The 22,832-nt window shown below is 72.7% G+C and carries 19 protein-coding genes; 4 read left to right on the top strand and 15 right to left on the bottom strand.

Annotation, left to right across the window (positions count from 1 at the left end; translation table 11 throughout):
• Positions 1-27 precede the first annotated feature (27 nt).
• Positions 28-1,845, bottom strand: a complete 1,818-nt coding sequence (locus ACH4S8_RS32255; RefSeq protein WP_398400370.1) for a 5'-nucleotidase C-terminal domain-containing protein — start codon at positions 1,843-1,845, stop codon at positions 28-30.
• Between the two features lie 369 nt (positions 1,846-2,214).
• Entirely contained in the window at positions 2,215-3,498 is a 1,284-nt protein-coding gene (locus ACH4S8_RS32250; RefSeq protein WP_385408908.1) for an adenylosuccinate synthase, read from the bottom strand.
• 200 nt (positions 3,499-3,698) lie between these two features.
• Between ACH4S8_RS32250 and ACH4S8_RS32245 the strand changes: the two genes are divergently transcribed.
• The gene (locus ACH4S8_RS32245) at positions 3,699-4,559 is read left to right on the top strand and encodes a diacylglycerol kinase family protein (RefSeq protein ID WP_398400367.1); all 861 of its coding nucleotides are present in this window, start codon (positions 3,699-3,701) and stop codon (positions 4,557-4,559) included.
• Positions 4,560-4,820: 261 nt separating this feature from the next.
• On the opposite strand, the gene ACH4S8_RS32240 is transcribed toward ACH4S8_RS32245, so the two are convergent.
• Positions 4,821-5,321, bottom strand: a complete 501-nt coding sequence (locus ACH4S8_RS32240) for a GbsR/MarR family transcriptional regulator (RefSeq protein ID WP_398400365.1) — start codon at positions 5,319-5,321, stop codon at positions 4,821-4,823.
• Between the two features lie 103 nt (positions 5,322-5,424).
• Between ACH4S8_RS32240 and ACH4S8_RS32235 the strand changes: the two genes are divergently transcribed.
• Together ACH4S8_RS32235 and ACH4S8_RS32230 are read left to right on the top strand one after the other, a co-directional pair.
• The gene (locus ACH4S8_RS32235; RefSeq protein WP_398400363.1) at positions 5,425-6,477 is read left to right on the top strand and encodes an ATP-binding cassette domain-containing protein; all 1,053 of its coding nucleotides are present in this window, start codon (positions 5,425-5,427) and stop codon (positions 6,475-6,477) included.
• Positions 6,474-8,096 carry an ABC transporter permease gene (locus ACH4S8_RS32230; RefSeq protein WP_398400361.1) on the top strand — a complete coding sequence of 541 codons (1,623 nt, stop codon included), beginning with the start codon at positions 6,474-6,476 and terminating at the stop codon, positions 8,094-8,096. Before ACH4S8_RS32235 ends, ACH4S8_RS32230 begins: the two co-directional genes overlap by 4 nt.
• A gap of 129 nt (positions 8,097-8,225) precedes the next feature.
• On the opposite strand, the gene ACH4S8_RS32225 is transcribed toward ACH4S8_RS32230, so the two are convergent.
• From ACH4S8_RS32225 to ACH4S8_RS32175, 11 genes are all read right to left on the bottom strand, one after another.
• The gene (locus tag ACH4S8_RS32225) at positions 8,226-9,446 is read right to left on the bottom strand and encodes a cytochrome P450 (RefSeq protein ID WP_398400359.1); all 1,221 of its coding nucleotides are present in this window, start codon (positions 9,444-9,446) and stop codon (positions 8,226-8,228) included.
• Between the two features lie 68 nt (positions 9,447-9,514).
• Positions 9,515-10,198, bottom strand: coding sequence for a response regulator (locus ACH4S8_RS32220; protein ID WP_398400356.1), 684 nt, complete (start codon positions 10,196-10,198; stop codon positions 9,515-9,517).
• Positions 10,195-11,556, bottom strand: a complete 1,362-nt coding sequence (locus ACH4S8_RS32215; RefSeq protein WP_398400354.1) for a sensor histidine kinase — start codon at positions 11,554-11,556, stop codon at positions 10,195-10,197. The genes ACH4S8_RS32220 and ACH4S8_RS32215 overlap by 4 nt, the downstream gene beginning before the upstream one ends.
• Before the next feature lie 99 nt (positions 11,557-11,655).
• Positions 11,656-12,336 carry a response regulator gene (locus ACH4S8_RS32210; RefSeq protein WP_398400352.1) on the bottom strand — a complete coding sequence of 227 codons (681 nt, stop codon included), beginning with the start codon at positions 12,334-12,336 and terminating at the stop codon, positions 11,656-11,658.
• Entirely contained in the window at positions 12,333-13,934 is a 1,602-nt protein-coding gene (locus tag ACH4S8_RS32205; protein WP_398400350.1) for a sensor histidine kinase, read from the bottom strand. The genes ACH4S8_RS32210 and ACH4S8_RS32205 overlap by 4 nt, the downstream gene beginning before the upstream one ends.
• Before the next feature lie 10 nt (positions 13,935-13,944).
• Entirely contained in the window at positions 13,945-15,168 is a 1,224-nt protein-coding gene (locus ACH4S8_RS32200) for an acyltransferase (protein ID WP_398400707.1), read from the bottom strand.
• A 19-nt stretch (positions 15,169-15,187) separates the two neighbouring features.
• Positions 15,188-16,156 carry an alpha/beta hydrolase gene (locus tag ACH4S8_RS32195; RefSeq protein WP_398400347.1) on the bottom strand — a complete coding sequence of 323 codons (969 nt, stop codon included), beginning with the start codon at positions 16,154-16,156 and terminating at the stop codon, positions 15,188-15,190.
• 290 nt (positions 16,157-16,446) lie between these two features.
• Positions 16,447-17,436 carry an alpha/beta hydrolase gene (locus ACH4S8_RS32190; RefSeq protein ID WP_398400344.1) on the bottom strand — a complete coding sequence of 330 codons (990 nt, stop codon included), beginning with the start codon at positions 17,434-17,436 and terminating at the stop codon, positions 16,447-16,449.
• A gap of 335 nt (positions 17,437-17,771) precedes the next feature.
• Positions 17,772-18,989: a kynureninase gene (gene kynU, locus ACH4S8_RS32185; RefSeq protein ID WP_398400342.1), complete on the bottom strand. Its 1,218-nt coding sequence runs from the start codon at positions 18,987-18,989 to the stop codon at positions 17,772-17,774.
• Positions 18,982-19,827 carry a tryptophan 2,3-dioxygenase family protein gene (locus ACH4S8_RS32180; RefSeq protein WP_398400340.1) on the bottom strand — a complete coding sequence of 282 codons (846 nt, stop codon included), beginning with the start codon at positions 19,825-19,827 and terminating at the stop codon, positions 18,982-18,984. Before ACH4S8_RS32180 ends, kynU begins: the two co-directional genes overlap by 8 nt.
• Positions 19,828-20,007: 180 nt before the next feature.
• Positions 20,008-20,421: a DUF3151 domain-containing protein gene (locus ACH4S8_RS32175; RefSeq protein WP_398400338.1), complete on the bottom strand. Its 414-nt coding sequence runs from the start codon at positions 20,419-20,421 to the stop codon at positions 20,008-20,010.
• Between the two features lie 128 nt (positions 20,422-20,549).
• On the opposite strand from ACH4S8_RS32175, the gene ACH4S8_RS32170 reads away from it, so the two are divergent.
• The gene (locus ACH4S8_RS32170) at positions 20,550-21,149 is read left to right on the top strand and encodes a hypothetical protein (RefSeq protein WP_398400336.1); all 600 of its coding nucleotides are present in this window, start codon (positions 20,550-20,552) and stop codon (positions 21,147-21,149) included.
• On the opposite strand, the gene ACH4S8_RS32165 is transcribed toward ACH4S8_RS32170, so the two are convergent.
• Positions 21,118-22,785, bottom strand: a complete 1,668-nt coding sequence (locus ACH4S8_RS32165) for an MFS transporter (RefSeq protein ID WP_398400334.1) — start codon at positions 22,783-22,785, stop codon at positions 21,118-21,120. The two genes, ACH4S8_RS32170 and ACH4S8_RS32165, sit on opposite strands and share 32 nt — an antisense overlap.
• Positions 22,786-22,832 lie beyond the last annotated feature (47 nt).

Raw genomic sequence — 22,832 nt, 5'->3', positions numbered from 1 at the left:
GCGCGGGGACGGCGGCACGGGAACGGCTCAGAAGACGGGCGTGCCGTCCTGGGTCAGCCTCCAGTTGGCGGCCGCGAAGTCCGCGGGGTTCAGGGTGCCCTTGGCCGTCACGTAGTCGATCATCAGCTGGCGGATCTCGTTGGTGGAGCTGTACGCGATGTCGGCGGCCGCGATGTGCGGGTAGCCGCTGCCGCCGTTGGCCCGGTAGTTGTTGACGGCGACGACGAAGACCTGGCCGTCGGCGACCGGGGTGCCGTCGTAGGAGAGGTTCTTGATCCGCGACCCCTCCGGCTGCGCGATGTCGATGTCGTACGAGACGCCCGCCGCCGTGTCGTACATGTAGTCCCAGAAGCTGTTGGCGTTGGTGAGGGTGGCGGTGTCCACCGCCGTGCCGGAGGGGACCTGGTGGTAGTACTTCGCCGCGTACTCCAGGTAGTCCTTGAGCTGGGCGCCCGTCAGCTTCTTGCCGTACAGGGTGTTGTCGTAGATGTAGAGCCCGGCCACGTCGCGGATCGTGACGTCGCCCTGGGGGATGTCGGCGGTGCGGCTGAAGGGCGCGGCGACGGAGATGAGCGGCAGGGCCGCGTCGGCCGTCGACAGACCGGCGGCGACGGCCGTCATCTGGACCTGGTGGATGAAGTCCATGACGGGGACGTCCTTCCAGCACGCCTCCGCCGCCGAGAGGTCGGCGGTGCACGTGCCGACGGGCGTGTTGACGTACTTCACCACCAGGTCGTGGTCCGCCTTGACCAGCCGGGTGATCTCGGCGTCCTCCTCGACGGCGTTGGTGTTGAGCGTCTGCGCCTTGGTGCTCGTCACCTTCCACTGGCCGCGGACGAGCTCGAGCTCGAAGTCGAAGACGGTCAGCCGCATGCCGTAGCAGTACGGCTCGGACAGGACGACGTCCTTGCCCGTCTCGGTGTTGGTGACCGTGTAGGACGAGACCTCGGTGTGGGTGTGGCCCACGAGGATCGCGTCGATGCCGGGGACCTGCTGGGCGACGAGGTTGGAGGCGTTCTCCACATAGGGGAGTTCACTGCCGTACGACGAACTGCCGTCCAGGCCGGAGTGGTCGGTGAGGAACACGACGTCGCAGCCGAGCGCGCGCATCCGCGGCACGTACTTCTTCGCCTGCTCGACGAGCCCGGTGAACGCCATCTTCCCGGCGACGTTGTCCTTGTCCCACAGGGCGATCCCGGGGTTGGTCAGACCGAGGATGCCGACCTTGATGTCCGGGGCGCCGGGGACCCGGATGCGCTTCACGGTGTACGGCTTGAAGGCCGGGCGCAGGGTCTTCGCGTCCAGCGCGTTGGCGCCGAGCAGCGGGAAGTGACACTGCCGCTCGAACCTGCGCAGCGTCTCGATGCCGTAGTTGAACTCGTGGTTGCCGAGCGCGGCGGCGTCGTAGCGCATGGCGTTCATCGCGATGGCCATGGGGTGCACGGGGCCCCGCTTGCCGTCGGCGCCGACGATGGGGTCGACCCGTGCGTAGTAGTACGCCAGCGAGGTGCCCTGGATGATGTCGCCGGCGTCGACGAGCAGGACCCGGTCCTCGCCCTTGGCGGCGCGCTGCTGCTTGACGAGGGTCGCCACGCGCGCGACACCGACCGAGTTGCCCTTGCTGTCCTTGTACGCCGCGTCCGTGTAGTAGTCCCAGTCGAAGACGTGGCTGTGCAGGTCGGTGGTGCCCAGGATCGAGAACGACCAGGTGCGCGGCGGCTTCGGCGGCTTGCGGTCCGCCGCCTGCGCGGGGCCCGCCAGGGCGGTGCCGCCGACGGCCACGGCCGCGCCGGTGACGGCCGACTTCTTCACGAACTCCCGGCGGTTCAGGGGATTGACGGGCATACGGACTCCTGGGACTGGGGTGGCGGGGGACGTGCCGTGCGGGCCGTGCGGAACTACACGCGTAGAGCGTGGTCGCCCGGCTGCCCCCTCCGGAACCAGGAGAAGCCCATGTCCCGGTCAAGTAAGGGTCAGTTCACGGCTTCCGGGACACCGGGGACCGGGGTTTCGAACCGTGTTCACCTCGATTCACCTCGATTCACCTCGATTCACCCCGTCGTCCCACGTCGTTGCGCCGCCACGCCCGCCACCGGTCGCGCGGCACCCAACTCCCCTGAAGCACACCCGGCTTCCCCGGGCCGGCGCTCCCCGCACACGCGTGTGCCCCCGGCCGTCGGCCGGGGGCACACGCGCGGAACTGCCGGACAGGCCCTAGATGAACGAGTTGATCTCGATCGTCTCGGTGCGGCCCGGGCCGACGCCGATCGCGGAGATCGGGGCGCCCGACATCTCCTCCAGCGCCTTCACGTAGGCCTGCGCGTTCTTCGGCAGGTCACCGAAGGTCTTCGCCTTGGTGATGTCCTCCGACCAGCCGGGGAGGGTCTCGTAGATCGGCTTCGCGTGGTGGAAGTCGGTCTGGGAGTACGGGAGTTCCTCGACGCGCTTGCCGTCGATCTCGTACGCCACGCAGACCGGGATCTCCTCCCAGCCGGTCAGGACGTCCAGCTTGGTGAGGAAGAAGTCGGTCAGGCCGTTCACGCGGGTCGCGTAGCGGGCGATGACCGCGTCGAACCAGCCGCAGCGCCGGTCACGGCCGGTCGTCACACCGCGCTCGTGGCCGATGCGCCGCAGCGCCTCGCCGTCCGCGTCGAACAGCTCGGTCGGGAACGGACCCGAGCCGACCCGGGTCGTGTACGCCTTGAGGATGCCGATGACCCGGCTGATCTTGGTCGGACCGACGCCGGCGCCCGTGCAGGCGCCGCCCGCGGTCGGGTTCGACGACGTCACGAACGGATACGTGCCGTGGTCGATGTCCAGCAGCGTGCCCTGGCCGCCCTCGAAGAGCACGACCTTGTCCTGCTCCAGCGCCTGGTTGAGGATCAGGACGGTGTCAGCGACGTACGGCTTCAGCCGGTCGGCGTAGCTCAGCAGCTCCTCGACGACCTGGCCCGCCTCGATGGCGCGGCGGTTGTAGAGCTTGGTGAGCAGCTGGTTCTTGACCTCCAGGGCCGCCTCGACCTTCTGGGTGAGGATCGACTCGTCGTAGAGGTCCTGGATGCGGATGCCCACGCGGTTGATCTTGTCCGCGTATGTCGGACCGATCCCGCGCCCGGTGGTGCCGATCTTCCGCTTTCCGAGGAAGCGTTCCGTCACCTTGTCGACAGTGACGTTGTAAGGCGTGATGATGTGAGCGTTTCCGCTGATCAGCAGCTTGGAGGTGTCGACGCCGCGCTCGTTGAGCCCGTTCAGCTCGGAGAACAGGACGGACGGGTCGACGACGACTCCGTTGCCGATCACCGGAGTGCACTCCGGCGTGAGGATTCCGGAAGGGAGGAGGTGGAGGGCGTATTTCTGGTCGCCCACGACTACCGTATGACCGGCGTTGTTGCCGCCCTGGTAGCGCACCACGTAGTCCACGGATCCACCGAGCAGATCGGTGGCCTTTCCCTTGCCTTCGTCACCCCACTGAGCACCGAGCAGCACAAGTGCGGGCACAGGCGTACACCCCTTCCGGGTGGGGCATGTCCAAGGTCGGGGACGTACGCGGCCGCTTGTTGCCACGGCTGCGCACACCGGCGACCATCATTGGCCGCGACCGTCGAACCGGATGCCCCGGAATAGACGAAGCCCCTGGCGCAAAGGCGCAAGGGGCTCTTGCAGAAAGATGCTACCCGAGGAAGCGAGGCAGGACCGAGGTGGCGGCTTCCGACCAGCTTCTGGTGGTCATCGACCCGGTCGCCCGGCGGACGGACGGCGAGTCCGTACGGATCGCGAAAGACGTGCTCAGCGCGGGTGCGGTGACCAAGGTGTGCCTTCCGGAGGGGCCCGAGGAATTTGCCCGGGCGCTGATCCGCCGGGGTGCGCGCCGACCCGTCGTCATCGGGGACGACGGCGCCCTGCTGCGGGCGGTGTCCCTGCTGCACCGGCGGCGGGAGCTCGCCGCGTGCGCGTTGTCCTTCGTGCCCGTGGGCGGTGTGTCGTCGCTGTCCGGTTCGCTCGGCGTGCCGGTGGGTGCCGTCGCGGCGGCCAGGGCGGTCCTCGACGGGGCCGAACGCCGGCTCGACCTGCTGGTGGACGACAGCGACGGCGTGGTGCTCGGCGCGCTGCGCATCCCCTCGCTGCCCTCCCGGCCGTCGTCCGCTCCGGTGCCCGCGGGAGCGCCCGGGGAGGAGGACGGCGGGCGTCCGTGGCTGCGCACCTGCCAGTCGCTGGTCCGGACCCTCGCCTCACGGCCGTCCCGGCTCGCCGCCGCGCCCGCGACGGGGCCCTCCCGGCTGCGGATCGAGGTCGACGGAGTGTGTGTGGTGGATCTGGACCAGCCCGTGGAGGCCGTGTCCGTGACCCCGGGCGCGTCGGGAACCGGCGCCGAGATCGAGGTCCGCGCGGTCTCCGCGACGGCCGGGTCCTCGCCCCTGCGGCTGCTGGGCCACAAGGTCACCGTCTCCGGCCCCGACTTCCGCTACCGCGCGGACTCCGTGGTGAGCGGCCCGGTCCGGACCCGAACCTGGACGGTACGGGAGGCGGCCTGGAGCCTGACCCTGCCCGCGACGCCCTGACGCCACCGGGGCCGGTGACGGCCCCGGGCACGGCCGGCAACGCGGTCCCGCCGCGGCGGGACGGGAACGGGGTGCTCCGGCGGAGCCGGGCACGGCACGCCGGCCGGACGGGCCCGGGCGCTCCGGCGGAGCGGGGCAGGTGCGGACCCGTGGCGGGACAGGTGCGGGACCCGTGGCAGGACAGGCGCGGACCCGTGGCGGGCGCGAGCACGGGACCCGTGGCGGGACAGGCGCGGACCCGTGGCGGGCGCGAGCGTGGCGTCAGGCGTTGTCGCCGAACAACGTCTCGCGGTGGGCGCGCCAGCGTTCCATCATCGCGGCGACCTCGCCGTCGATGAACTCGAAGAACGCGAGGGTCTCGGAGAGCCGCCGGCCCGCCGGGGTCGTGGAACCGAGGGAGTCGACACCGGCGCGCAGGGACAGTTCCCAGCGCTTGAGCACGGCGTCACGGTTGGTCAGCGCCTCGTACCACTGGTTGCTGTGCACGCGGTACCGCTCGCGCCGTGAGCCGGGTTCCCGCTCGCGCGCGACCATGTGCTGCTGCGCGAGGTAGCGCACGGCGCCGGAGACGGCGGCGGGGCTGACCTGGAGCTGCTCGCCGAGTTCGGCGGAGGTCATGGCACCGGAGTCGGAGGCCAGCAGGGCGGCGAAGACACGGGCGGGCATCCGCTGCATCCCGGCCTCGACGAGCTGGGCGGCGAAGCCCTCGACGAACTGCGAGACCGCCTCCGGGTCCCGCTCCTGCGCACTCGCTTCCGCCATCTGCCGATCATCTCCCCTGCTCACGCATCGTCGTCGAGTGTATCCAGGGTTTATACGTTTCCTTAACTTCACAAATTTCTGAAAGAAGCGTACGTTCAGGGCCATGACGAAGGCAATCAGCGTCGCCGGGCTGCACAAGTCGTTCGGCAGGACGCACGCGCTGGACGGCCTGGACCTGGAGGTCGAGGCCGGTGAGGTGCACGGCTTCCTCGGCCCCAACGGCTCCGGGAAGTCCACCACCATCCGGGTCCTGCTGGGCCTGCTGCGCGCCGACTCGGGGACGGCCCGGATGCTGGACATGGACCCCTGGGCGGACGCGGTCGAACTGCACCGCCGGGTCGCCTACGTCCCCGGCGACGTCACCCTGTGGCGCAACCTCTCCGGCGGCGAGGTCATCGATCTCTACGGGCGGCTGCACGACGGAGGCCGCGCCCGGCGCGGCGGACAGGGCGGCGGACGGACCGGCGGCCTCGACCCGGCGCGGCGCGCCGACCTGATCGAGCGCTTCGAGCTGGACCCCACCAAGAAGGGGCGCACCTACTCGAAGGGCAACCGCCAGAAGGTCGCCCTCGTCGCCGCCTTCGCCTCGGACGTCGACGTGCTCATCCTCGACGAGCCGACCTCGGGCCTCGACCCGCTGATGGAAGAGGTCTTCCAGAAGTGTGTCCGCGAGGAGCGCGACCGGGGCCGCACGATCCTGCTGTCCTCGCACATCCTGAGCGAGGTCGAGGAACTCTGCGACCGCGTCAGCATCATCCGCGCGGGCCGGACCGTCGAGAGCGGCACCCTCGCCGACCTGCGCCACCTCACCCGCACCAGCGTCACCGCCGAACTCGCCGGCCCGCCGAACGGGCTGGCGTCCCTGCCGGGGGTCCACGAACTCGACGTCCAGGACGCCGGGGTCCGGCACGACGGGGTCCGCTGCAAGGTCCGGTTCCAGGCCGACAGCGACCAGCTGAACGCCGTCCTGCGGTCACTGACCGACTCCGGCGTACGGTCGCTGACCTCGACCCCGCCGACCCTGGAGGAGCTGTTCCTGCGCCACTACCAGGAGGACGACCGGCCGGGTCCCCGGGCGGACGGCCGGACGGACGACCCGGCCGACGACCCGGCCGACGACCGGGCGGACGGATCCGAAGAGACGGTGGCCCGATGACCGCCACGACCACCCCGGCCGCCGGCACGTTCACCGCACGCGTCGGCGGCTCCCGCCCGCTGGCCGGCACCGGAACCCTGCTGCGCTTCGCGCTGCGCCGCGACCGCGTGATGATGCCGCTGTGGATCGGCGTCATCGCGCTGATGACGCTCTCCCTGCCGGCCTCGCTGAAGACCGTCTACAGCACCCCGGCCGAACGCGCCGCCCTGGCACAGCAGATGCTCGCCAACAACTCCCTGCGCGCCACCTACGGACCCGTGTTCAGCGACTCGCTCGGCGGACTCACCGCCTGGCGCATCGGCGCCTACGCCGGAGTCCTCGCCGCCGTCATGAGCCTGATCGTCGTCGTCCGGCACACCCGGGACGAGGAGGAGAGCGGGCGCCAGGAACTCGTCAGTGCCGCGATGGTCGGACGGCGGGCCCCGCTGACCGCCGCCCTGCTCGCGGCGCTCGTCGCCAACGGCGTCCTCGCCCTGCTCGTCACGGTCGGTCTCGCCGGACAGGGCGGTGCGGGGGCCCTGGCGCTGGGGCTCGCGATCGGCGCGACCGGGATGGTCTTCGCGACCATGGCCGCGATCGTCGCCCAGCTCACGGAGAGCGCGCGGCTCGCCAAGGGACTGACGGGCGCCCTGGTCGGCGCCGCCTTCGTCCTCAGGGCGGCGGGCGACTCCGCGACCGACGACGGCTCGTCGGTGCTGACCTGGATCTCACCGGTGGGCTGGCTGGAGAACGTCCGCGCCTTCGCGGACGAACGCTGGTGGGTCCTGCCGCTGTTCGCCGCGGCCGTCGCCGCGCAGGGCACCGCCGCCTACGTGCTGGCCGGGCGGCGCGACGTGGGCATGAGCTTCCTGCCCACCCGGCCGGGACCCGCGACCGGCCGCCTCGGCACGGCCGGGGCGCTGGCCTGGCGGCTGCAGCGCGGCGCGGTCCTCGGCTGGAGCCTCGGGTTCCTCGCGGCCGGCGCCGCGTTCGGCGGCATCACGAAGGGGGCCGCGGACCTGGTCGGCAGCAACGCCAAGACCCGGGAGATCATCGAGCGGATGGGCGGCCAGGCCGGGATCACCGACGCGTTCCTGGCCGCCATGGTGAGCATGCTGGGCATGGTCGCCGCCCTCTACATCGTCTCGTCCGTCCTGCGGCTGCACGGCGAGGAGACCTCGCAGCGCGCCGAGCCCCTGCTCGCCGCCGCCGTCGGCCGGCTGCGCTGGGCGGGCGGGCATCTCGTCCTCGCCTTCGGCGGCGCGGTGCTCATCATGCTGCTCGGCGGCCTCGGCCTCGCGCTCGGCTACGGCTCCGAACTCGGCGCCGTCCTCGGCGCGTGCCTGGTCCAGGTCCCGGCGGTCTGGACGCTGGGCGGGCTCGCCGTCCTGCTGTACGGCCTCTCGCCCCGCCTCGCCCCCGGCGCCTGGGCCGCGGCGGGCCTCGCCCTCCTCCTCGGCTGGATCGGCCCCGCCCTGAAGATCCCGCAGGCGGTCATGGACCTCTCCCCCTTCGGCCACCTCCCGAAGCTGCCGGGCGGCACGATGACCTGGACACCGGTCCTCGTCCTCACCGCGATCGCGGTGGCCCTGACGGCAGCGGGACTGGCCTGCCTGCGCCGCCGCGACCTGGCGACGTGAGCGTCGGCACTCCCCGGCGGGGCGAGCGGTCGCGCCGCCGGGTGCGGTGCCGGGCCCTGCGCCGAGCGCACCACCGGGCCTGGTACCCGGGCCCGGGGTGAGGTGGGGGCCCGGGCTCGCCGAGAGCGCTCAGACCTCCACCGACAGCCCCTCCAGTCCGCGGATCACGAAGTTCGGCTTGCGGACCGGTTCCCCGGCGAGCCGGAGGCCGGGCGCCTTGGTCAGCAGCGCGCTCATGGACGCGGCCAGTTCGATCCGGGCCAGCGGAGCGCCGATGCAGTAGTGGATGCCCGCGCTGAAGGAGATGTGCGGGTTCTCCGACCGGGACAGGTCCAGCGTGTCCGGGTCCGCGAACACCTCGGCGTCACGGTTCGCGGACCCGAAGAGCAGCGCGATCTCCGCACCCCGCGGAACCGTCGTCCCGTCGATCTCGATGTCGTCCAGCACCCAGCGCTCGAACAGCTGGAGCGGGGTGTCGTAGCGCATCAGCTCCTCCACCGCCGTGGGGATGAGCGCGTGATCCGCCCGCAGCCGCTCCAGCTGCGCCGGATTCCGGAACAGGGTCCACCAGCCCGTCACCGTGGCGTTGACCGTCGCCTCGTGCCCCGCGTTCAGCAGCAGCACGCAGGTGGAGACCATCTCCTGCTCGGTGAGCCGGTCGCCCTCGTCGTGCGCCGCAATGAGCCCCGAGATCAGATCGTCCCCCGGCTCCTTGCGGCGGGACTCGATCAGCCCGCGCAGATACTCGGTGAACTCGACCGACGCCCGCACCGCCCTACGGGCCACCTCCTCGGACGGGTTCAGCTCGTACATTCCGCAGATGTCCGCCGACCAGGGCCGCAGCGGCGCCCGCTCGGACTCCGGGACACCCAGCATCTCCGCGATCACCGACACCGGCAGCGGCTCCGCCACATCGGTCAGCAGATCCCCGCCGCCCGCCTCCACCAGCCGGTCGACCAGCTCCCCCGCCAGCCCCTCCACGTACGGCCTCAGCCGCTCCACCGTGCGGGGTGTGAACGCCTTCGACACCAGCCGCCGGATCCGTGTGTGGTCCGGAGGCTCCAGATCGAGCATCCCGTGATCGTTGAGCACGTGGAACGGCTCGTGCTCCGGCGGTGGCGCGGTCCGCCCGAAGTCCTCGTGCGTGAACCGGTGCTGGTACGTCCGGCCCAGCCGGCGATCCCGCAGCAGGGCCGACACATCCGCGTGGTGCGGCACCAGCCACTGGTTCGTCGGCTCGTAGTGGTGCACCCGGCCCCGCGCACGCAGTTCCTCGTACGCCGGGTACGGGTCCGCCACGAAGGCCGGATCCCACGGGTCGAACGCCCGAGCACTCTCCATAGCTGCCATGAACGGACGCTAGCCCGGTCCACCCCCCACTGACCAGGGCCGCCCCGCACCGCGAGCGCCGGGTGCCGTCATCTGGGGGTGACCAGCCGCGCCTCGTACGCGAACACCGCGGCCTGGGTCCGGTCCCGGAGTCCCAGCTTCACCAGGATGCGGCTCACATGGGTCTTGATCGTCGACTCGGCGACGACGAGCCGCCCGGCGATCTCCGCGTTCGACAGACCCTGCGCGATCAGCACCAGCACCTCCGTCTCCCGCTCGGTCAGCTCCCCGTACGCCGCGTGCGCCGTCGCCGACACCCGGGGCTCCTCCGCGAGCTTGGAGAACTCCGTGATCAGCCGTCTGGTGACCGAGGGGGCGAGCAGCGCCTCCCCGGCCGACACCACCCTCACCCCGTCGGCGAGCTGGCGGGCCGAGGCGTCCTTGAGCAGGAAGCCGGAGGCCCCCGCACGCAGCGCCTGGTACACGTACTCGTCGAGATCGAACGTCGTCAGCACCAGCACCTTCGCGGCACCGTCCGCGGCGACGATCTCCCGGGTCGCGTCGATGCCGTTCATCTCCGGCATGCGGATGTCCATCAGGACGACGTCCGGCTGCAGCTCCCGGACCCGGTCGACCGCCTCCCGGCCGTTGACCGCCTCGCCGACCACCTCGATGTCCGGCATCGCGCCGAGCAGCACGGAGAAGCCCTCGCGGACCATCATCTGGTCGTCGGCGATCAGTACGCGGATCGCGCGACCCGTCCCGCCCGTCATCCGGTCCCCTCCCCCGACGGCACCGGCAGGAACACCGTCACCTCGTACCCTCCGTCGTCCATGGCGCCCGTCGTCATCTCACCGTCCAGCATCGTGACCCGCTCGCGCATGCCCGTGATGCCGTGCCCCGCACCGTGCGTGGACTTCTCCAGGGTCGTCACCGGCGCGGGGCCGTTGACTATGCGCAGGCCGAGCCCGCCGAGGACATAGCCGATCTCGACGCGGGCCGACGCGCCGGGAGCGTGCCGCAGGGTGTTGCTGAGAGCCTCCTGGACTATCCGGTACGCCGAAAGTTCGACGCCCTGCGGCAGCTCGCGCACCGCGCCGGTGACCGTCTTCTCCACGGTCAGACCCGCGTCCCGGACGTTGGCGAGGAGCCCGTCCAGCTCGGCGAGGGTGGGCTGGGGCGCGTCCGGCGCTTCGTAGTCCTCGGCCCTGACCACGCCCAGCACCCGGCGCAGCTCGGTCAGCGCCGCCACCGCGTTCTCCCGGATCGTGACGAAGGCCTGTTCCAGCTCCGGCGGCGGATTCTCCACCCGGTACGGCGCCGCCTCCGCCTGGATGGCGACCACCGACATGTGGTGCGCGACCACGTCGTGCAGTTCGCGGGCGATCGTCGTGCGCTCTTCGAGGAGCGTGCGCCGGGACCGCTCGTGTGCCGTCTCCGTCTGGTGGGCCGTCACCTCCTGCTCGGCCTCCCTGCGGATGTTCAGGACCGTGACGATCAGGAGGCAGAGTGCGGAGACGAACAGGAGCGGGAACGAGTCGGCGCTGTAGTACCCCCCGCCGAAGAAGGTCTCGGCCATCAGGCTGTACCCCGCGGTCAGCAGCCACATCCAGGCCGCGACGCGGGGGCGCGAGCGCAGGGCGACGACCGTCAGCACGGTGACGTGCGCCAGGAAGCTGCCGGGCGCCCACGGCCAGTCGCCCCAGGAGCCGTCGAACACAGCGACGACCGGGACCGCCGCGATCGAGAACCAGAAGGCGCCGATCGGGCGGACGAGGGTCGCCAGGACCGGGAGCAGGGCGAGGAGCCCGCACAGCAGGGACGCGACCGAGCCTCCGCCCGGACCGCCGGCGGCGGTGTACCCCGCGGCCATGGCCATCAGGCCGGCCGCGGCCACCACCGCGTGCGGGGTCCAGGCGGCGTACCTGCGCAGGCTTCCGGACAGGCGGCGGGTGATGGGGCCGTCCGTGCGCATGGGGGGCAGCGGGCGGTAGGCGAAGGCGTCATGGAACATGTCCTGCCGCAGGCCGCGCACGGCGTCCGCCGCGAGGCGGTACTCCGGGCTGCGGGGCTTGCCCCCGGCGCCGCCGGGGGGCGGGGACATCGTCTGCGTCTGGGTCGTCTCGGTCACGTTCGAAACGGTAGGGCCGGACGGGGTGCGCGGTCGTCACCTGCGAGGAGGGTCCTCGCAGGTCCGTCTCAGGTACTACGGGTAGGGCCCGGGGCCGGGTCAGTAGCCCGTGGGGCGGACCAGGCCCGATTCGTAGGCGAAGACCGCCGCCTGGGTGCGGTCGCGCAGGCCCAGTTTCACGAGGATGCGGCCGACGTGGGTCTTCACGGTCTGCTCGGCCACCACCAGGCGCTGGGCGATCTCGGCGTTGGAGAGGCCCTGGGCGATGTGGGCCAGCACCTCGGTCTCGCGTTCGGTGAGGTCGCCGACGCGCTGCTTGAGCGGTGCCCGCGGGGTGGAGTCGAGGCGGGAGAACTCGGCGATGAGGCGGCGGGTGATGCCGGGGGCGAGAAGGGCGTCGCCGGCCGCGACCACCCGGACCGCCTCCGCGAGCTGATCGGCCGAGGCGTCCTTGAGGAGGAAGCCGGAGGCACCGGCGCGCAGGGCTTCGTAGACGTACTCGTCGAGGTCGAAGGTGGTCAGCACCAGGACCTTGATGTGCGGGGTGTCCGTGGTGATGCGACGGGTCGCCTCGATGCCGCCGAGTTCGGGCATGCGGATGTCCATCAGGACCACGTCCGGGGCGAGTTCGGCGACCTTGCGGACGGCGTCGAGCCCGTCGACCGCCTGGCCGATCACCTCGATGCCCGGGTGGGTGTTGAGCAGCACGGTGAATCCCTGACGGACCATCTGCTGGTCGTCGGCGATCAGTACGCGGATGGTGCCGCTCACGGTCGTCATGGTGTCTCTTCTCCTCGCGGGCCTGGGAAGGTGTGGTCGGTCCGGGCGTCGTCGTCGGGGGGCGCGGTGCCGTTGCCCGGCAGGAAGGCCGCCACCGCGAACCCTCCGCACGACGTCCTCGAGGTCACGAGGGTGCCACCCAGCATCGCCACACGTTCCCGCATGCCGAGCAGTCCGTGCCCCGCGCCCGGGGAAGGCGGTGCGGGGCGCTGGGGCCGCGAGTTGACGACCCTCACCTGGAGGCCCCGCGGGAAGTGCCAGAGTTCGACCTTGACCGCGGAACCCGGCGCGTGGCGAAGGGCGTTGCTCAGCGCCTCCTGGATGATCCGGTACGCCGACAGCTCCACGCCGGGGGCCAGCGGAAGCTGTTCCCCCTCGATCTCCGTGGTCACGTCCAGGCCCGCGGCGCGCGTGTTCTCGACCAGGGCGTCGAGCCGGTCCAGCGTGGGCTGCGGGGCGTCCGGCGCCGAGCCCGCCCCGGCGCCGAGCCCGTACGGGTCCTCCGGATTCTCCGAACGCAGCACTCCGAGCACCCGGCGCAGCTCGGTCAGCGCCTCCAGGGCGTTCTGCCGGATGCCCTCCAGGTTCTCCTTCAGCTCGTCGGTCGGACGGTCGACCAGGTGCGGGGCGACCTGTGCCTGGATGGAGATCACCGACATGTGGTGGGCGACCACGTCGTGGAGTTCGCGGGCGATACGGCTGCGCTCCTCCAGGACCGTGCGGCGCGCCCGCTCCTCCTCGGTCAGCGAGGCCTGCTCGACCAGTTGGGAGCGGGCCTCGCGGCGACCGCGCAGCGCCGTGCCGAGAAGGACGACGGCGGCGAAGGCGACGACCGCCGACATCCCCGTCGGGTGATAGTGCGGTCCGCCGAGCGGGGCCACCGGAGGGTGGGGCCCGCCCGCCGTGGGCCCAACCGCCGTGGGCCCAACCGTCAGACCCTGCAGGGCGTAGGTGGCCAGGGCGGTCAGCGACAGCGCGCCGACGGCGACGCGCGTGGGGGACCGCAGGGCGAGCAGGAAGAGCACGACGGCCTGCGCCGTGAGCGCGGACGTGCTCCAGGGCCAGTCCGGTCCCACTCCCAGTCCCGCTCCCGGTCCCGTTCTCGGTCCGGCGATGTCCGCGACCAGGCCGGCGTGGGCGGCGGCGGCCGCGACCACGGTGGCACCCAGCGACAGCCACCAGGCAGGTACGGGGCGCCACAGCGCGAACGCGACGGCCGCGCCCAGCGCGAAGCCGCTGAGCGTGCCCAGCGGGAAACCCAGCCGGTAACCGTTGCTCAGCTCGTCCATGGCCGCCAGCCCGAGCCCGAGGGCGATCAGACACACGACGACGTGCGGCAGCCGGTTCAGCCGACGTGGCCGGGACAGCGGCGGCAGCGGCGCGGCCGCGGGCACCGCGAGCTCGGCCAGGACCCCGCGCAGGAACGGAAGAAGCAGGAACGGGGCCCGGGTCAGTGCCCGGGCAAACGCCCGGCCGCGTCCACCGCTGCCGGGGCCGGGGCCGATGGATGCGGTGGCAGGAGACTCGGACGGGGGTGAGAGGGCGTCAGGGAGCCGTGGCTGCTCGCTGATCGGGGGCCTGTGCTCCTCGCTGGTCACGTAGCCAACCCTAGGCACGGGGCGCCGCCCCGGGTGCGGCCCGGCCGGGACCGCGGTGGACGCGATGGACGCGGACGACGCGGGACGGGCGGCCGGTGGGGCGCCGGGGTCCCCGCTCCTGCACACCGAAAGCGGACCGGCACAGGATCAGGGCGCAGCCGAAGACGGGCAGCCAGGCGACGCGCGCGGCCACCCAGACGACGGAGTCGGGGGTCGTGTGCAGCCCGGGAAGCCTGCCCGCGAGCAGACCGAGGGCGGTCACCGCCATCAGGGACGTCTGGTGCCAGAGGAATATCGTCATCGCGGAGAGGTTGGCGAAGGCGGTGCAGGCCCAGACCGCCGGGCGCCGCATCACCCGGCGCAGCGGTTCGCGCAGCAACAGGGCGAGTCCGCACTGGGCCAGGCCGAAGGTGACCACGGCCAGCGTCGGCGGGTCCAGATTGGAGACGGCGGCACCCGGTATGCCGACCATGGACGCCGGATAGCCGGCCCATGTCACCAGCAGGGCCGTCGCCACCGCGCCGCCGCCGAACAGCACCCAGCCCGCACGCGGCCGCTCCAGCTCGCCGCGTGTCCAGGCCGCGCCCAGGGTGTACGGCACGAGCCAGCCCGCCGCGACGTTCACCCAGCCGAGCCACGCCGGGCCGCCGAGGCCGAACCGCACGACGTCCACGTGGAGGACGACGGCCAGCGGCCACAGCGGGTTCAGCCGGGCCAGGAGCGGTGTCGCCGCGGTCAGTCCGGCGAAGACCACCAGGAACCAGAGGGGGGACAGCGCCAGCTTCACCAGGGTGTGCACCGTGCCGAAGTCCGCGCCGGACAGCAGCAGACAGCCGGTCGCCACCGCCCAGAGCGTCAGCACCGCCGCCACGGGCCGCAGCAGACGGGCCGTGCGGGCGCGCAGCCACTGCCCGTACGTCGCGCCGCGGGCCCGCGCCGACGCGTGGCTCTTCGTCGCCACATGACCGCCCACCAGGAAGAACACGGCGAGCGTCTGGAAGATCCAGGAGACCGGGGTCAGCCAGGGCATGTACCGCAGCGGGCTCGCCGTGCGCAGCGCGCCGCCGTCCGCGACGAGCGCCGTCACCAGCCAGTGGCCGAGGACCACGCCCAGGATCGCGAGGGCACGCAGGGCGTCCACGGCGCGGTCCCGCTCCACCGGGGTGGCCCGGTCGATGCGGTGGATCGCGGTCCGTAATCCGGTCAGGGCGGTCGTGCCGGTCGCGCCTTTCAGGGCGGTCGTGCCTTTGGGGTCACGCACGGGTCACCTCCGAGGTGTCGCCGAGGACGATGCGGGTGAGGTTGGCCAGGGACTCGGAGCCCGGCGCGAAGTAGCCGCTGTGGCCCGCGGCGCCCGCCCGGAAGACCCGGGCGCCGAAGGACGGGGACACCGGGTCGGAACCGAAGCCGACGGTCGTACCGAAGAGGCCGGCGCTCGCGTGCGGCACGTACGCGATCCAGTCCGCGGAACCGCGGGCGGCCCAGACGCGGGCGGAGGTGCGCAGCGCGGCGGCCGAGGACGCGCCGGTGCCCGGGCTGCCGACGACGACGATGTCGCTCACGTCCAGGCCCGGGGCGGCACGGCCGCAGACCACCGTGCCGTACGAGTGGCAGAGCAGGGAGATGTGCGCCGACCGGCCGACGACTCCGCGCAGCCCGCGCACGAACGCCCTCAGACGGGGGGCCGCTTCCTCGGCGCGGTCCGGCGTCAGGACCGTCGTGCTCACGGTGCCCGGCGTCTCGTACCCGAGCCAGGCGAGGACGGCGCCGCGCGGGCCGAGCCGGTCCCGCAGGGCGAGGGCGCCGGCGCGGAAGCGGCCGTACGTCTCCAGCGTGGTGTCCGAGCCCGGGACCAGGACGGCCACGCGGTCGGCGTGGGCGAGATCGCCGAAGACCTCGACGGCACGACCGGTGCCGCGGCCGTCGAAGGAGAGGAAACGACGGGAGGGCGCGGCCATGGCGCGGTCGGCGGCGGCCCGGGTGCGGTCACCGTGGGCCGCGGCCATCCGGGCCGCCTCCGCGGCGTCCGCCCGGTTCGCCTCGTAGATCCCGCCCAGGTTCGACGCGGTCGGCGGTGCGAGGACCGCGGGGGCCGGTGCGGGGATCCGGGGGCGGGCGGCGGCGGACACGGGAACGACGACCGCGGCCATGACCGTCGCGGCGAGCAGCGCCCGGCGCAGCCGCCGGGCTCGCACCGCCCGCCGCAGGCTCCCTTCCCGCATCTCCCGGCGCGGCCGCCGGGCTCGCACCGTCCGCCACAAGCTCCGGTCCCGCACCGTCCGACGCAGGCTCCGATCGCCCGACGTCCGACGCAGACGTCGATCCATGGTGTCCGTCCCTCCCCGTCCGCCCGGTCGTCGGGCGTCGCTGGAAGGGAAATTACGGATCGTCTCCTGTCGTCCGCGTCCCGCTGGGGACCCCATCCGAGAAGTAGCTCTCAGGTACTACGGGTATGACCGGGGTCCCAGGGAGGGCTGATCAACTCCCCCTGTCGGCAGCCCACTTGAAGCGCCTACCAAGCCAGCTGGGCGATCTCCTCCGCCACCACGGCACAGGCGTCGGCGGCCGGGTCGATCAGGGGGAAGTGGCCGACGTCCTCCAGCAGCGTCAGCCCCACCACCTCGCCGGCCTTGGCCGCCGCGTCCGCGTACGACTCGGCGACCGCCTGCGGGACGACGACGTCGCTGCGGCCCTGCACGAGCGTGGTGGCGATGCCGGTGGGCAGCAGCCGCACCGGGTCGGCGTAGGGCAGGCGCTCCTCGAACAGGGCTTCCCCGCCCAGGAGTTGGCTGGACGCCCCGCCGCACACGGCGAGTTTCTCCGCGACCTCGAAGTCGGCGATCGGAGCGAGGGCGACGACGCCGCGCAGGGGTGCGGGGCCGTCGGTGCGCCAGGGCGCGTCGGCGGGCAGGAGGTGCCGGGCCGCGGCCCACAGCGCCAGGTGGCCGCCCGCCGAGTGGCCGGTGATCACCATCCGTCCGGGGTCGGCCCCCGGGAGCGCCCGGCGTACGAGTGCGGGCAGCGCGTCGAGTGCGGCCGCCACGTCGTCGAAGGTGTCGGGCCAGCGGCCGGCGACCGGGGCTCCGGCGGCGGTGTCGCCGGACCCGGAAGAGGCCGCGCCGTCCCGGCCGGGATCCGCGGGACCGCTCTGCGCGGGGATCACGGGCCCGCCCGGAGCGGGTGCCGGTGCCTCTCCGCGGCGGTACTCGACGTTCGCCACGGCGAAACCGCGCCGGGTCAGGAAGTCGGCGAACGGGGTGATGTGACGGCGGTCGTACGGGGCACGCCAGGCGCCGCCGTGCAGAACGGCCACGACGGGGGCGGGGACCGCCGGGTCGGGATCGCGCGGGGCGTAGAAGTCGATCACCTGGTCCGGGTGGTCGCCGTACGGCATGGTGACGTCGGGGTCCACGGCCGGGTGCGAGAAGGCGGACGCCTCCTCGGCGGCGTCGCGCGCGATGGCGGCGGCGTCGTCGTCCCGCGATGCGGCGTCGTCCTGCATGCTCCAACCTCTCAGCGGTGAAACGGATTCGGCGGGCGAGGGAACAATTCGGCCGTTCGCGGGGACGGTATCAGGCCTGTGCCGTGCGTCGGCATCGGACTGTCGCCCCCGGTCGGGGCCGAACGGTTCTGCTGTTTCCGTGGTCCCCCGGGCGGGCGGGTACCCCGCGTACGGGGTAGGGGCGGAGGGGATTTCGCCCCCTCCGCCCCTACCCTCCCCCAAGGTCTCGGCTTCGCTCGACCAGGGGGGACCCCCATCGCACCCGGGGCTCCGCCCCAGACCCCGCTCCTCAAACGCCGGAGGGGCTGACACTGGCCGTCAGGCCTGAAAAATCCTCAGCCCAGGACCTCCGCCAGGACCCTCGCCGCCCGCTCCGCGTCCGCGAAGCCGACGTACAGGGGGGTGAAGCCGAAGCGGAGGATGTCCGGGTGGCGGAAGTCGCCCACGACGCCCCTGTCGATCAGGCTCTTCATCACGGCGCCCGCGTCCGCGCAGCGCAGGGCCACCTGGCTGCCCCGCTCCGCGTGGGCGGACGGGGTCACGGACTCGACCCGGCCTTCCGGGACGTACGCCGCGACGCACTCCAGGAAGAAGTCGGTCAGGGCGAGCGACTTGGCACGGACGCTGTCGATGGAGACGCCGTCCCACACCTCCAGCGCCGCTTCCAGGGCCAGCATCGAGAGGATGTCCGGCGTGCCGACCCGTCCGCGCAGCGCGCCCGGCGCGGGCTCGTAGGACGAGCTCATGGCGAAGGGCTCGGCGTGCGAGTTCCAGCCGGGCAGCGGGGAGTCGAAGCGGTCCTGGAGGTCCGCGCGGACGTAGAGGTACGCCGGCGAACCCGGGCCGCCGTTCAGGTACTTGTAGGTGCAGCCGACCGCGAGGTCCACCCCGTGCTCGTCGAGACCGACCGGCAGGGCGCCCGCGGTGTGGCACAGGTCCCAGACGGCGAGTGCGCCCGCCGCGTGGATCGCGGCGGTGAGGGAGGGCAGGTCGTAGCACCGGCCGGTGCGGTAGTCGACGTGGTTGAGCAGCACCGCGGCCGTACGGGGGCCGAGCGCCGAGGACAGCTCGTCCGGGTCGACCGGGCGCAGTTCACAGCCCGTCATCCGGGCCGCCGACGCGGCGATGTACCCGTCCGTCGGGAACGTCGTGGCGTCGACGACGATCTCGTCGCGCCCCTCGCCCGCCAGCCGTACCGCGCCCACGAGGGCCTTGAAGACGTTCACGCTCGTCGAGTCGCCGACCACGATCTGTCCGGGCGCCGCGCCGACCAGCGGGGCGATCCTGTCGCCGATCCGCTCGGGCGCGGTCCACCAGCCGCTCTCGTCCCAGGAACGGATGCGCATCTCGCCCCACTGCCTGCGCACGACGTCCTCGACCCGGCCGGGGACCTCGACGGGCAGCGCGCCGAGCGAGTTCCCGTCCAGGTACACCACGTCGTCGAGCACGAACCGCTTGCGCAGTGCGGCGAGTTCGTCGGCCGCGTCCAGTTCCGCCGCCCGCGCGGCGAGCGCGGACGTCCGGTCTCGCTCGGGCAGGGTTCGCTCAGACATAGGACCTCGCTGTCCACAGTTCGGGGAACACGTTCTTCTGCGCGCGCTTCTCCAGCCAGGCCACTCCGGCGGAGCCGCCCGTGCCGGTCTTCGAGCCCATCGCCCGCCGGGTCGCGACGAGATGGTCGTTGCGCCAGCGCCACACCAGCTCGGCGACGTCGGTCAACGCCTCGCCCAGACGGGCGAGTTCGTCATTGTCGTCACCGGAGTACAGGGCCGTCCAGACGGCCTGCACCTCGGGCACGGGCTCGTAGCGCAGCGACACGTCGCGGTCCAGCACGGCGGCCGGTATCGCGTGCCCGCGCCGCGCGAGCAGCCGCAGCACCTCGTCGTAGAGGCTCGGCTCGTGCAGCGCCTTCTCCAGTTCGGCGTACACGCGCGGCGCGCCCCGGTGCGGGACGAGCATCGACGCGGACTTCTCGCCGAGCAGGAACTCCATGCGCCGGTACATCGCCGACTGGAAGCCGGAGCCCTCGCCGAGGGCCGAGCGGTAGGAGTTGAACTGCGCGGGGGTGAGCTGTCCGAGCGGGCGCCAGGACGCGTTGAGCGCCTCCAGCTCCCGTACGGACCGCTTCAGCGCGGCCACCGCGACGGGGATGTCGTCCGCGCGCAGCGCCTTGGCCGCGGTCTCCCACTCGTGGACGATGACCGTGAACCACAGCTCCATGACCTGGGTCGTCACCAGGAAGACCATCTCTCCGGGGTCGTCGGAGAGGGTGTGCTGGAGGTGGGTGAGCACGTCCGCCTGTACGTAGTCCTCGTACGGCGTCGTGCCCTGGAAGTCGAGATGCGGGGTCTCGGGCTCCTGGGCCTGCGTGGGCCGAGCCTGGTGGGACATCGCTGTCTCCTGAGATGTGCTCCGGGTAGCGGTCCGCCCCTGCCGTTACCGACACGGGGGCCCCGGTCCCCACCGGGCATCCTCCACAATCGTCCCCCGAAACCGCAAGGTCCGCCTGGTCACACCAGGCGGACCCGCTTCCGGAGCCCTCGCGGAGGGGCCCCGCGCCGAGGATCCGGCCTAGCCCAGGGTCTGGGCCGCCGTCGGCGAGGAGTCCTTCAGGAACTGCGAGCAGCGCTCGTACTCCTCCTGCTCGCCGATCGCCTGCGCGGCGCGGGCGAGGCCGTGCAGGGCGCGCAGGAAGCCACGGTTCGGCTCGTGCTCCCAGGGCACCGGACCGTGCCCCTTCCAGCCGTTGCGGCGCAGAGCGTCCAGACCGCGGTGGTAGCCGGTACGGGCGTAGGCGTACGACTCGACGACGCCGCCCCGCTCGAACGCGTCGTCGGCGAGCTGCGCCCAGGCGAGCGAGGAGGTCGGGTACTTCGCGGCGACGTCGGCGGGGGCCGTGCCGTTCGCGAGGAGCTCGCGCGGCTCGGGGTCGTCGGGGAGACGGGTCGGGGGCGGTCCCCCGAGGAGGTTCTCGTGAATCGTCATGGGTTCCAGTCTGCTGCATTGTGCGTGATCGGTAACGGTTGCCCACGGCACCCGGGGAACGATCGGTTCCGCGATCAGACTGCGAGCGGCATCTGCCGAACGTGTTCACGTCACATGGGGGAGTCACCGTGCGTACACCGACCGCTGCCCTGATCCGCAGGAGGGGCGCCCTCGGCGCCCTCTCCGCCGCCCTGCTGCTCACCGCGACCGCCTGCGGACCGGAGGACGACACCGGCGCGGGCGCCACCGGGACCTCCTCCCCGCCGGCCTCCGCCCCGACCGCGGCGTCCCCGTCCCCGGCCCCGTCCTCCACCGCGGGCGGCGGACCGACGGCCTCCGCGTCGAAGGGTTCCGCGGCCTCGCCCACGGCCTCCGCCGACGGCCCCGTCTGCAAGGGCTGGTCCGGCATCGACCTCACCCTGCTGCCCGGCGCGCACATCACGAAGGGCCGCGCCTACCTCGAGGTCCAGGAGGGCACCTGGACCTGCCCGCGGCCGGACGCCCCCGTGTGGCACGCGATCGGCCCGCGGCACGAGATCCGCCTCTCGGAGACGGCGGAGGTCCTGGTGAACGAGCCGTTCTACAGCACCGACGTGAACAAGCGGATCGACGTCCGGACGTTCGTCGACAAGGCCGACACCGCGGCCACCGCGACCCGGATGTACTTCGCCTACCGGATCGACGGCTCGGGCACGATCACGAAGCTGGACCAGCGCTGGAAGGCCTAGCACCCGGGGAGCCCGGGGAGCCGCCGTCCCCGAGGACGCCCCGGGACCGCTCCGGCTCCAGCGGGGGCGCCGTCAGCGAGCCGTGCCTGCGGCACTCGGGGCGCAGACAGCCCGGAGGCGGGCGGCGTACGGTCGTGAAGGCCAGCACCGCGCCGACCACCAGGACGCCGGCGCACAGCGGCATCGCCCGGCGGAAGGCGGCGTCGAAGGCCTCCGCCGAGCGGTACGCCTCCGGCCCCATCCCGGTGAGCAGCGGCAGCGCGGCCACGGCGACGAGCCCGGCCGCGCGGGCCGCCGCGTTGTTGATCCCGCTGGCGAGCCCCGCCCGCCCGGTGTCCACGGAGGCCAGGACGGTCGCGGTCAGCGGCGCGACCAGGGTCACCATGCCGAGGCCCATCACCAGCAGCGCGGGCAGCACGTCGGCCGTGTACGACGCGTCCTGGCCGACCCTCAGCATCAGCAGCATGCCCGCCGCGCACAGCAGCGGCCCGACGGTCAGCGGGATGCGCGGCCCGATGCGCCGGGACAGTTCGCCCGAGCGGGCGGAGAACAGCAGCATCAGCGCGGTGGTCGGCAGCAGTGCCGCACCGGCCTGGAGCGCCGAGTAGCCCGCGACGACCTGGAGCTGGAGCGCGGTCAGGAAGAAGAAGCCGCCGAAGGCCGCGTAGACGCACAGGGTCACCAGGTTGACGGCCGTGAACTGGCGCGAGGCGAAGATGTCCAGCGGCATCATCGGGTCGGGCCGCCGCCGCTCGACGTACACGAAGGCCACGCCGGCCGCCACGCCCGCGACCACCGCGACCGGCACCAGCACGGAACCGCTCGGGGCCTCGATCAGGGCGTACGTCACCAGGGCGAGCGAGAGCGCGCCGAGGACGGCGCCGAGGACGTCGAAGCGGCGGTGGACGGGCTCTCCGCCACTCCCGGCCACGCTCGGGCGGGCGGTGGCACCGGTGGACTCGGGCACGTGGCGCAGGGCGATCGGGGCGCACACCAGCGCGACGGGGATGTTCAGCAGGAACACCCAGCGCCAGCCCGGCCCGTCCACCAGCCAGCCGCCCAGGAACGGCCCGACGGCGGCCCCGACTCCCCCGAAGCCCGACCACAGGCCGATGGCGCGGGACCGGTCGTCCGGGTGGAAGGAGGCCTGGATGATCGCCAGCGAACCGGGGGTGAGCAGGGCCCCGCCGACGCCCTGGAGGACGCGGGCCGCGACGAGCACGCCCACGTTCGGCGCGATCCCGCACAGCAGTGAGGCGGCGGCGAACCACACCACGCCCATGACGAAGATCTTCCGGCGCCCGTAACGGTCCCCGAGCGAGCCGCCCAGCAGGATCAGCCCGGCCAGCGACAGCATGTAGCCGTTCACGGTCCACTGGAGGGCGGCGAGGCTCGCGTCCAGGTCACGGCCGATGGTGGGCAGGGCGACATTGACGACGGTCGAGTCCAGCAGGGCCATGCTGGAGCCGAGGACGGTGGTCAGCAGGATCCACTTCCCGGCCGGGGAGGCGATCCGTACCGCAGGTCCGCCGTCCGAAGGCCTGCGGTCCGAAAGCCTGCGGTCCGAAGACCCGCCGTTCGAAGATCCGCCGTCCGAAGGTTCGCCGTCCGATGCGTCCCGCGCGGGCACAGCCATACCTCGGAGCATACGGAAGGGCCCGGCACCTTGGCGGGTGCCGGGCC

Source organism: Streptomyces sp. NPDC021080, assembly GCF_044333225.1.
In the GTDB taxonomy this organism is placed as follows: domain Bacteria; phylum Actinomycetota; class Actinomycetes; order Streptomycetales; family Streptomycetaceae; genus Streptomyces.
This window is presented reverse-complemented; position numbering and strand designations above follow the sequence as displayed.

Excerpts from the sequence above, each read along its gene's own strand:
- ACH4S8_RS32255 (WP_398400370.1), bottom strand. The coding sequence starts at position 1,845 with ATGCCCGTCAATCCCCTGAACCGCCGGGAGTTCGTGAAGAAGTCGGCC.
- ACH4S8_RS32240 (WP_398400365.1), bottom strand. The coding sequence starts at position 5,321 with ATGGCGGAAGCGAGTGCGCAGGAGCGGGACCCGGAGGCGGTCTCGCAG.
- ACH4S8_RS32235 (WP_398400363.1), top strand. The coding sequence starts at position 5,425 with ATGACGAAGGCAATCAGCGTCGCCGGGCTGCACAAGTCGTTCGGCAGG.
- ACH4S8_RS32230 (WP_398400361.1), top strand. The coding sequence starts at position 6,474 with ATGACCGCCACGACCACCCCGGCCGCCGGCACGTTCACCGCACGCGTC.
- ACH4S8_RS32225 (WP_398400359.1), bottom strand. The coding sequence starts at position 9,446 with ATGGCAGCTATGGAGAGTGCTCGGGCGTTCGACCCGTGGGATCCGGCC.
- ACH4S8_RS32220 (WP_398400356.1), bottom strand. The coding sequence starts at position 10,198 with ATGACGGGCGGGACGGGTCGCGCGATCCGCGTACTGATCGCCGACGAC.
- ACH4S8_RS32210 (WP_398400352.1), bottom strand. The coding sequence starts at position 12,336 with ATGACGACCGTGAGCGGCACCATCCGCGTACTGATCGCCGACGACCAG.
- ACH4S8_RS32195 (WP_398400347.1), bottom strand. The coding sequence starts at position 16,156 with ATGCGGGAAGGGAGCCTGCGGCGGGCGGTGCGAGCCCGGCGGCTGCGC.
- ACH4S8_RS32190 (WP_398400344.1), bottom strand. The coding sequence starts at position 17,436 with ATGCAGGACGACGCCGCATCGCGGGACGACGACGCCGCCGCCATCGCG.
- kynU (WP_398400342.1), bottom strand. The coding sequence starts at position 18,989 with ATGTCTGAGCGAACCCTGCCCGAGCGAGACCGGACGTCCGCGCTCGCC.
- ACH4S8_RS32180 (WP_398400340.1), bottom strand. The coding sequence starts at position 19,827 with ATGTCCCACCAGGCTCGGCCCACGCAGGCCCAGGAGCCCGAGACCCCG.
- ACH4S8_RS32175 (WP_398400338.1), bottom strand. The coding sequence starts at position 20,421 with ATGACGATTCACGAGAACCTCCTCGGGGGACCGCCCCCGACCCGTCTC.
- ACH4S8_RS32165 (WP_398400334.1), bottom strand. The coding sequence starts at position 22,785 with ATGGCTGTGCCCGCGCGGGACGCATCGGACGGCGAACCTTCGGACGGC.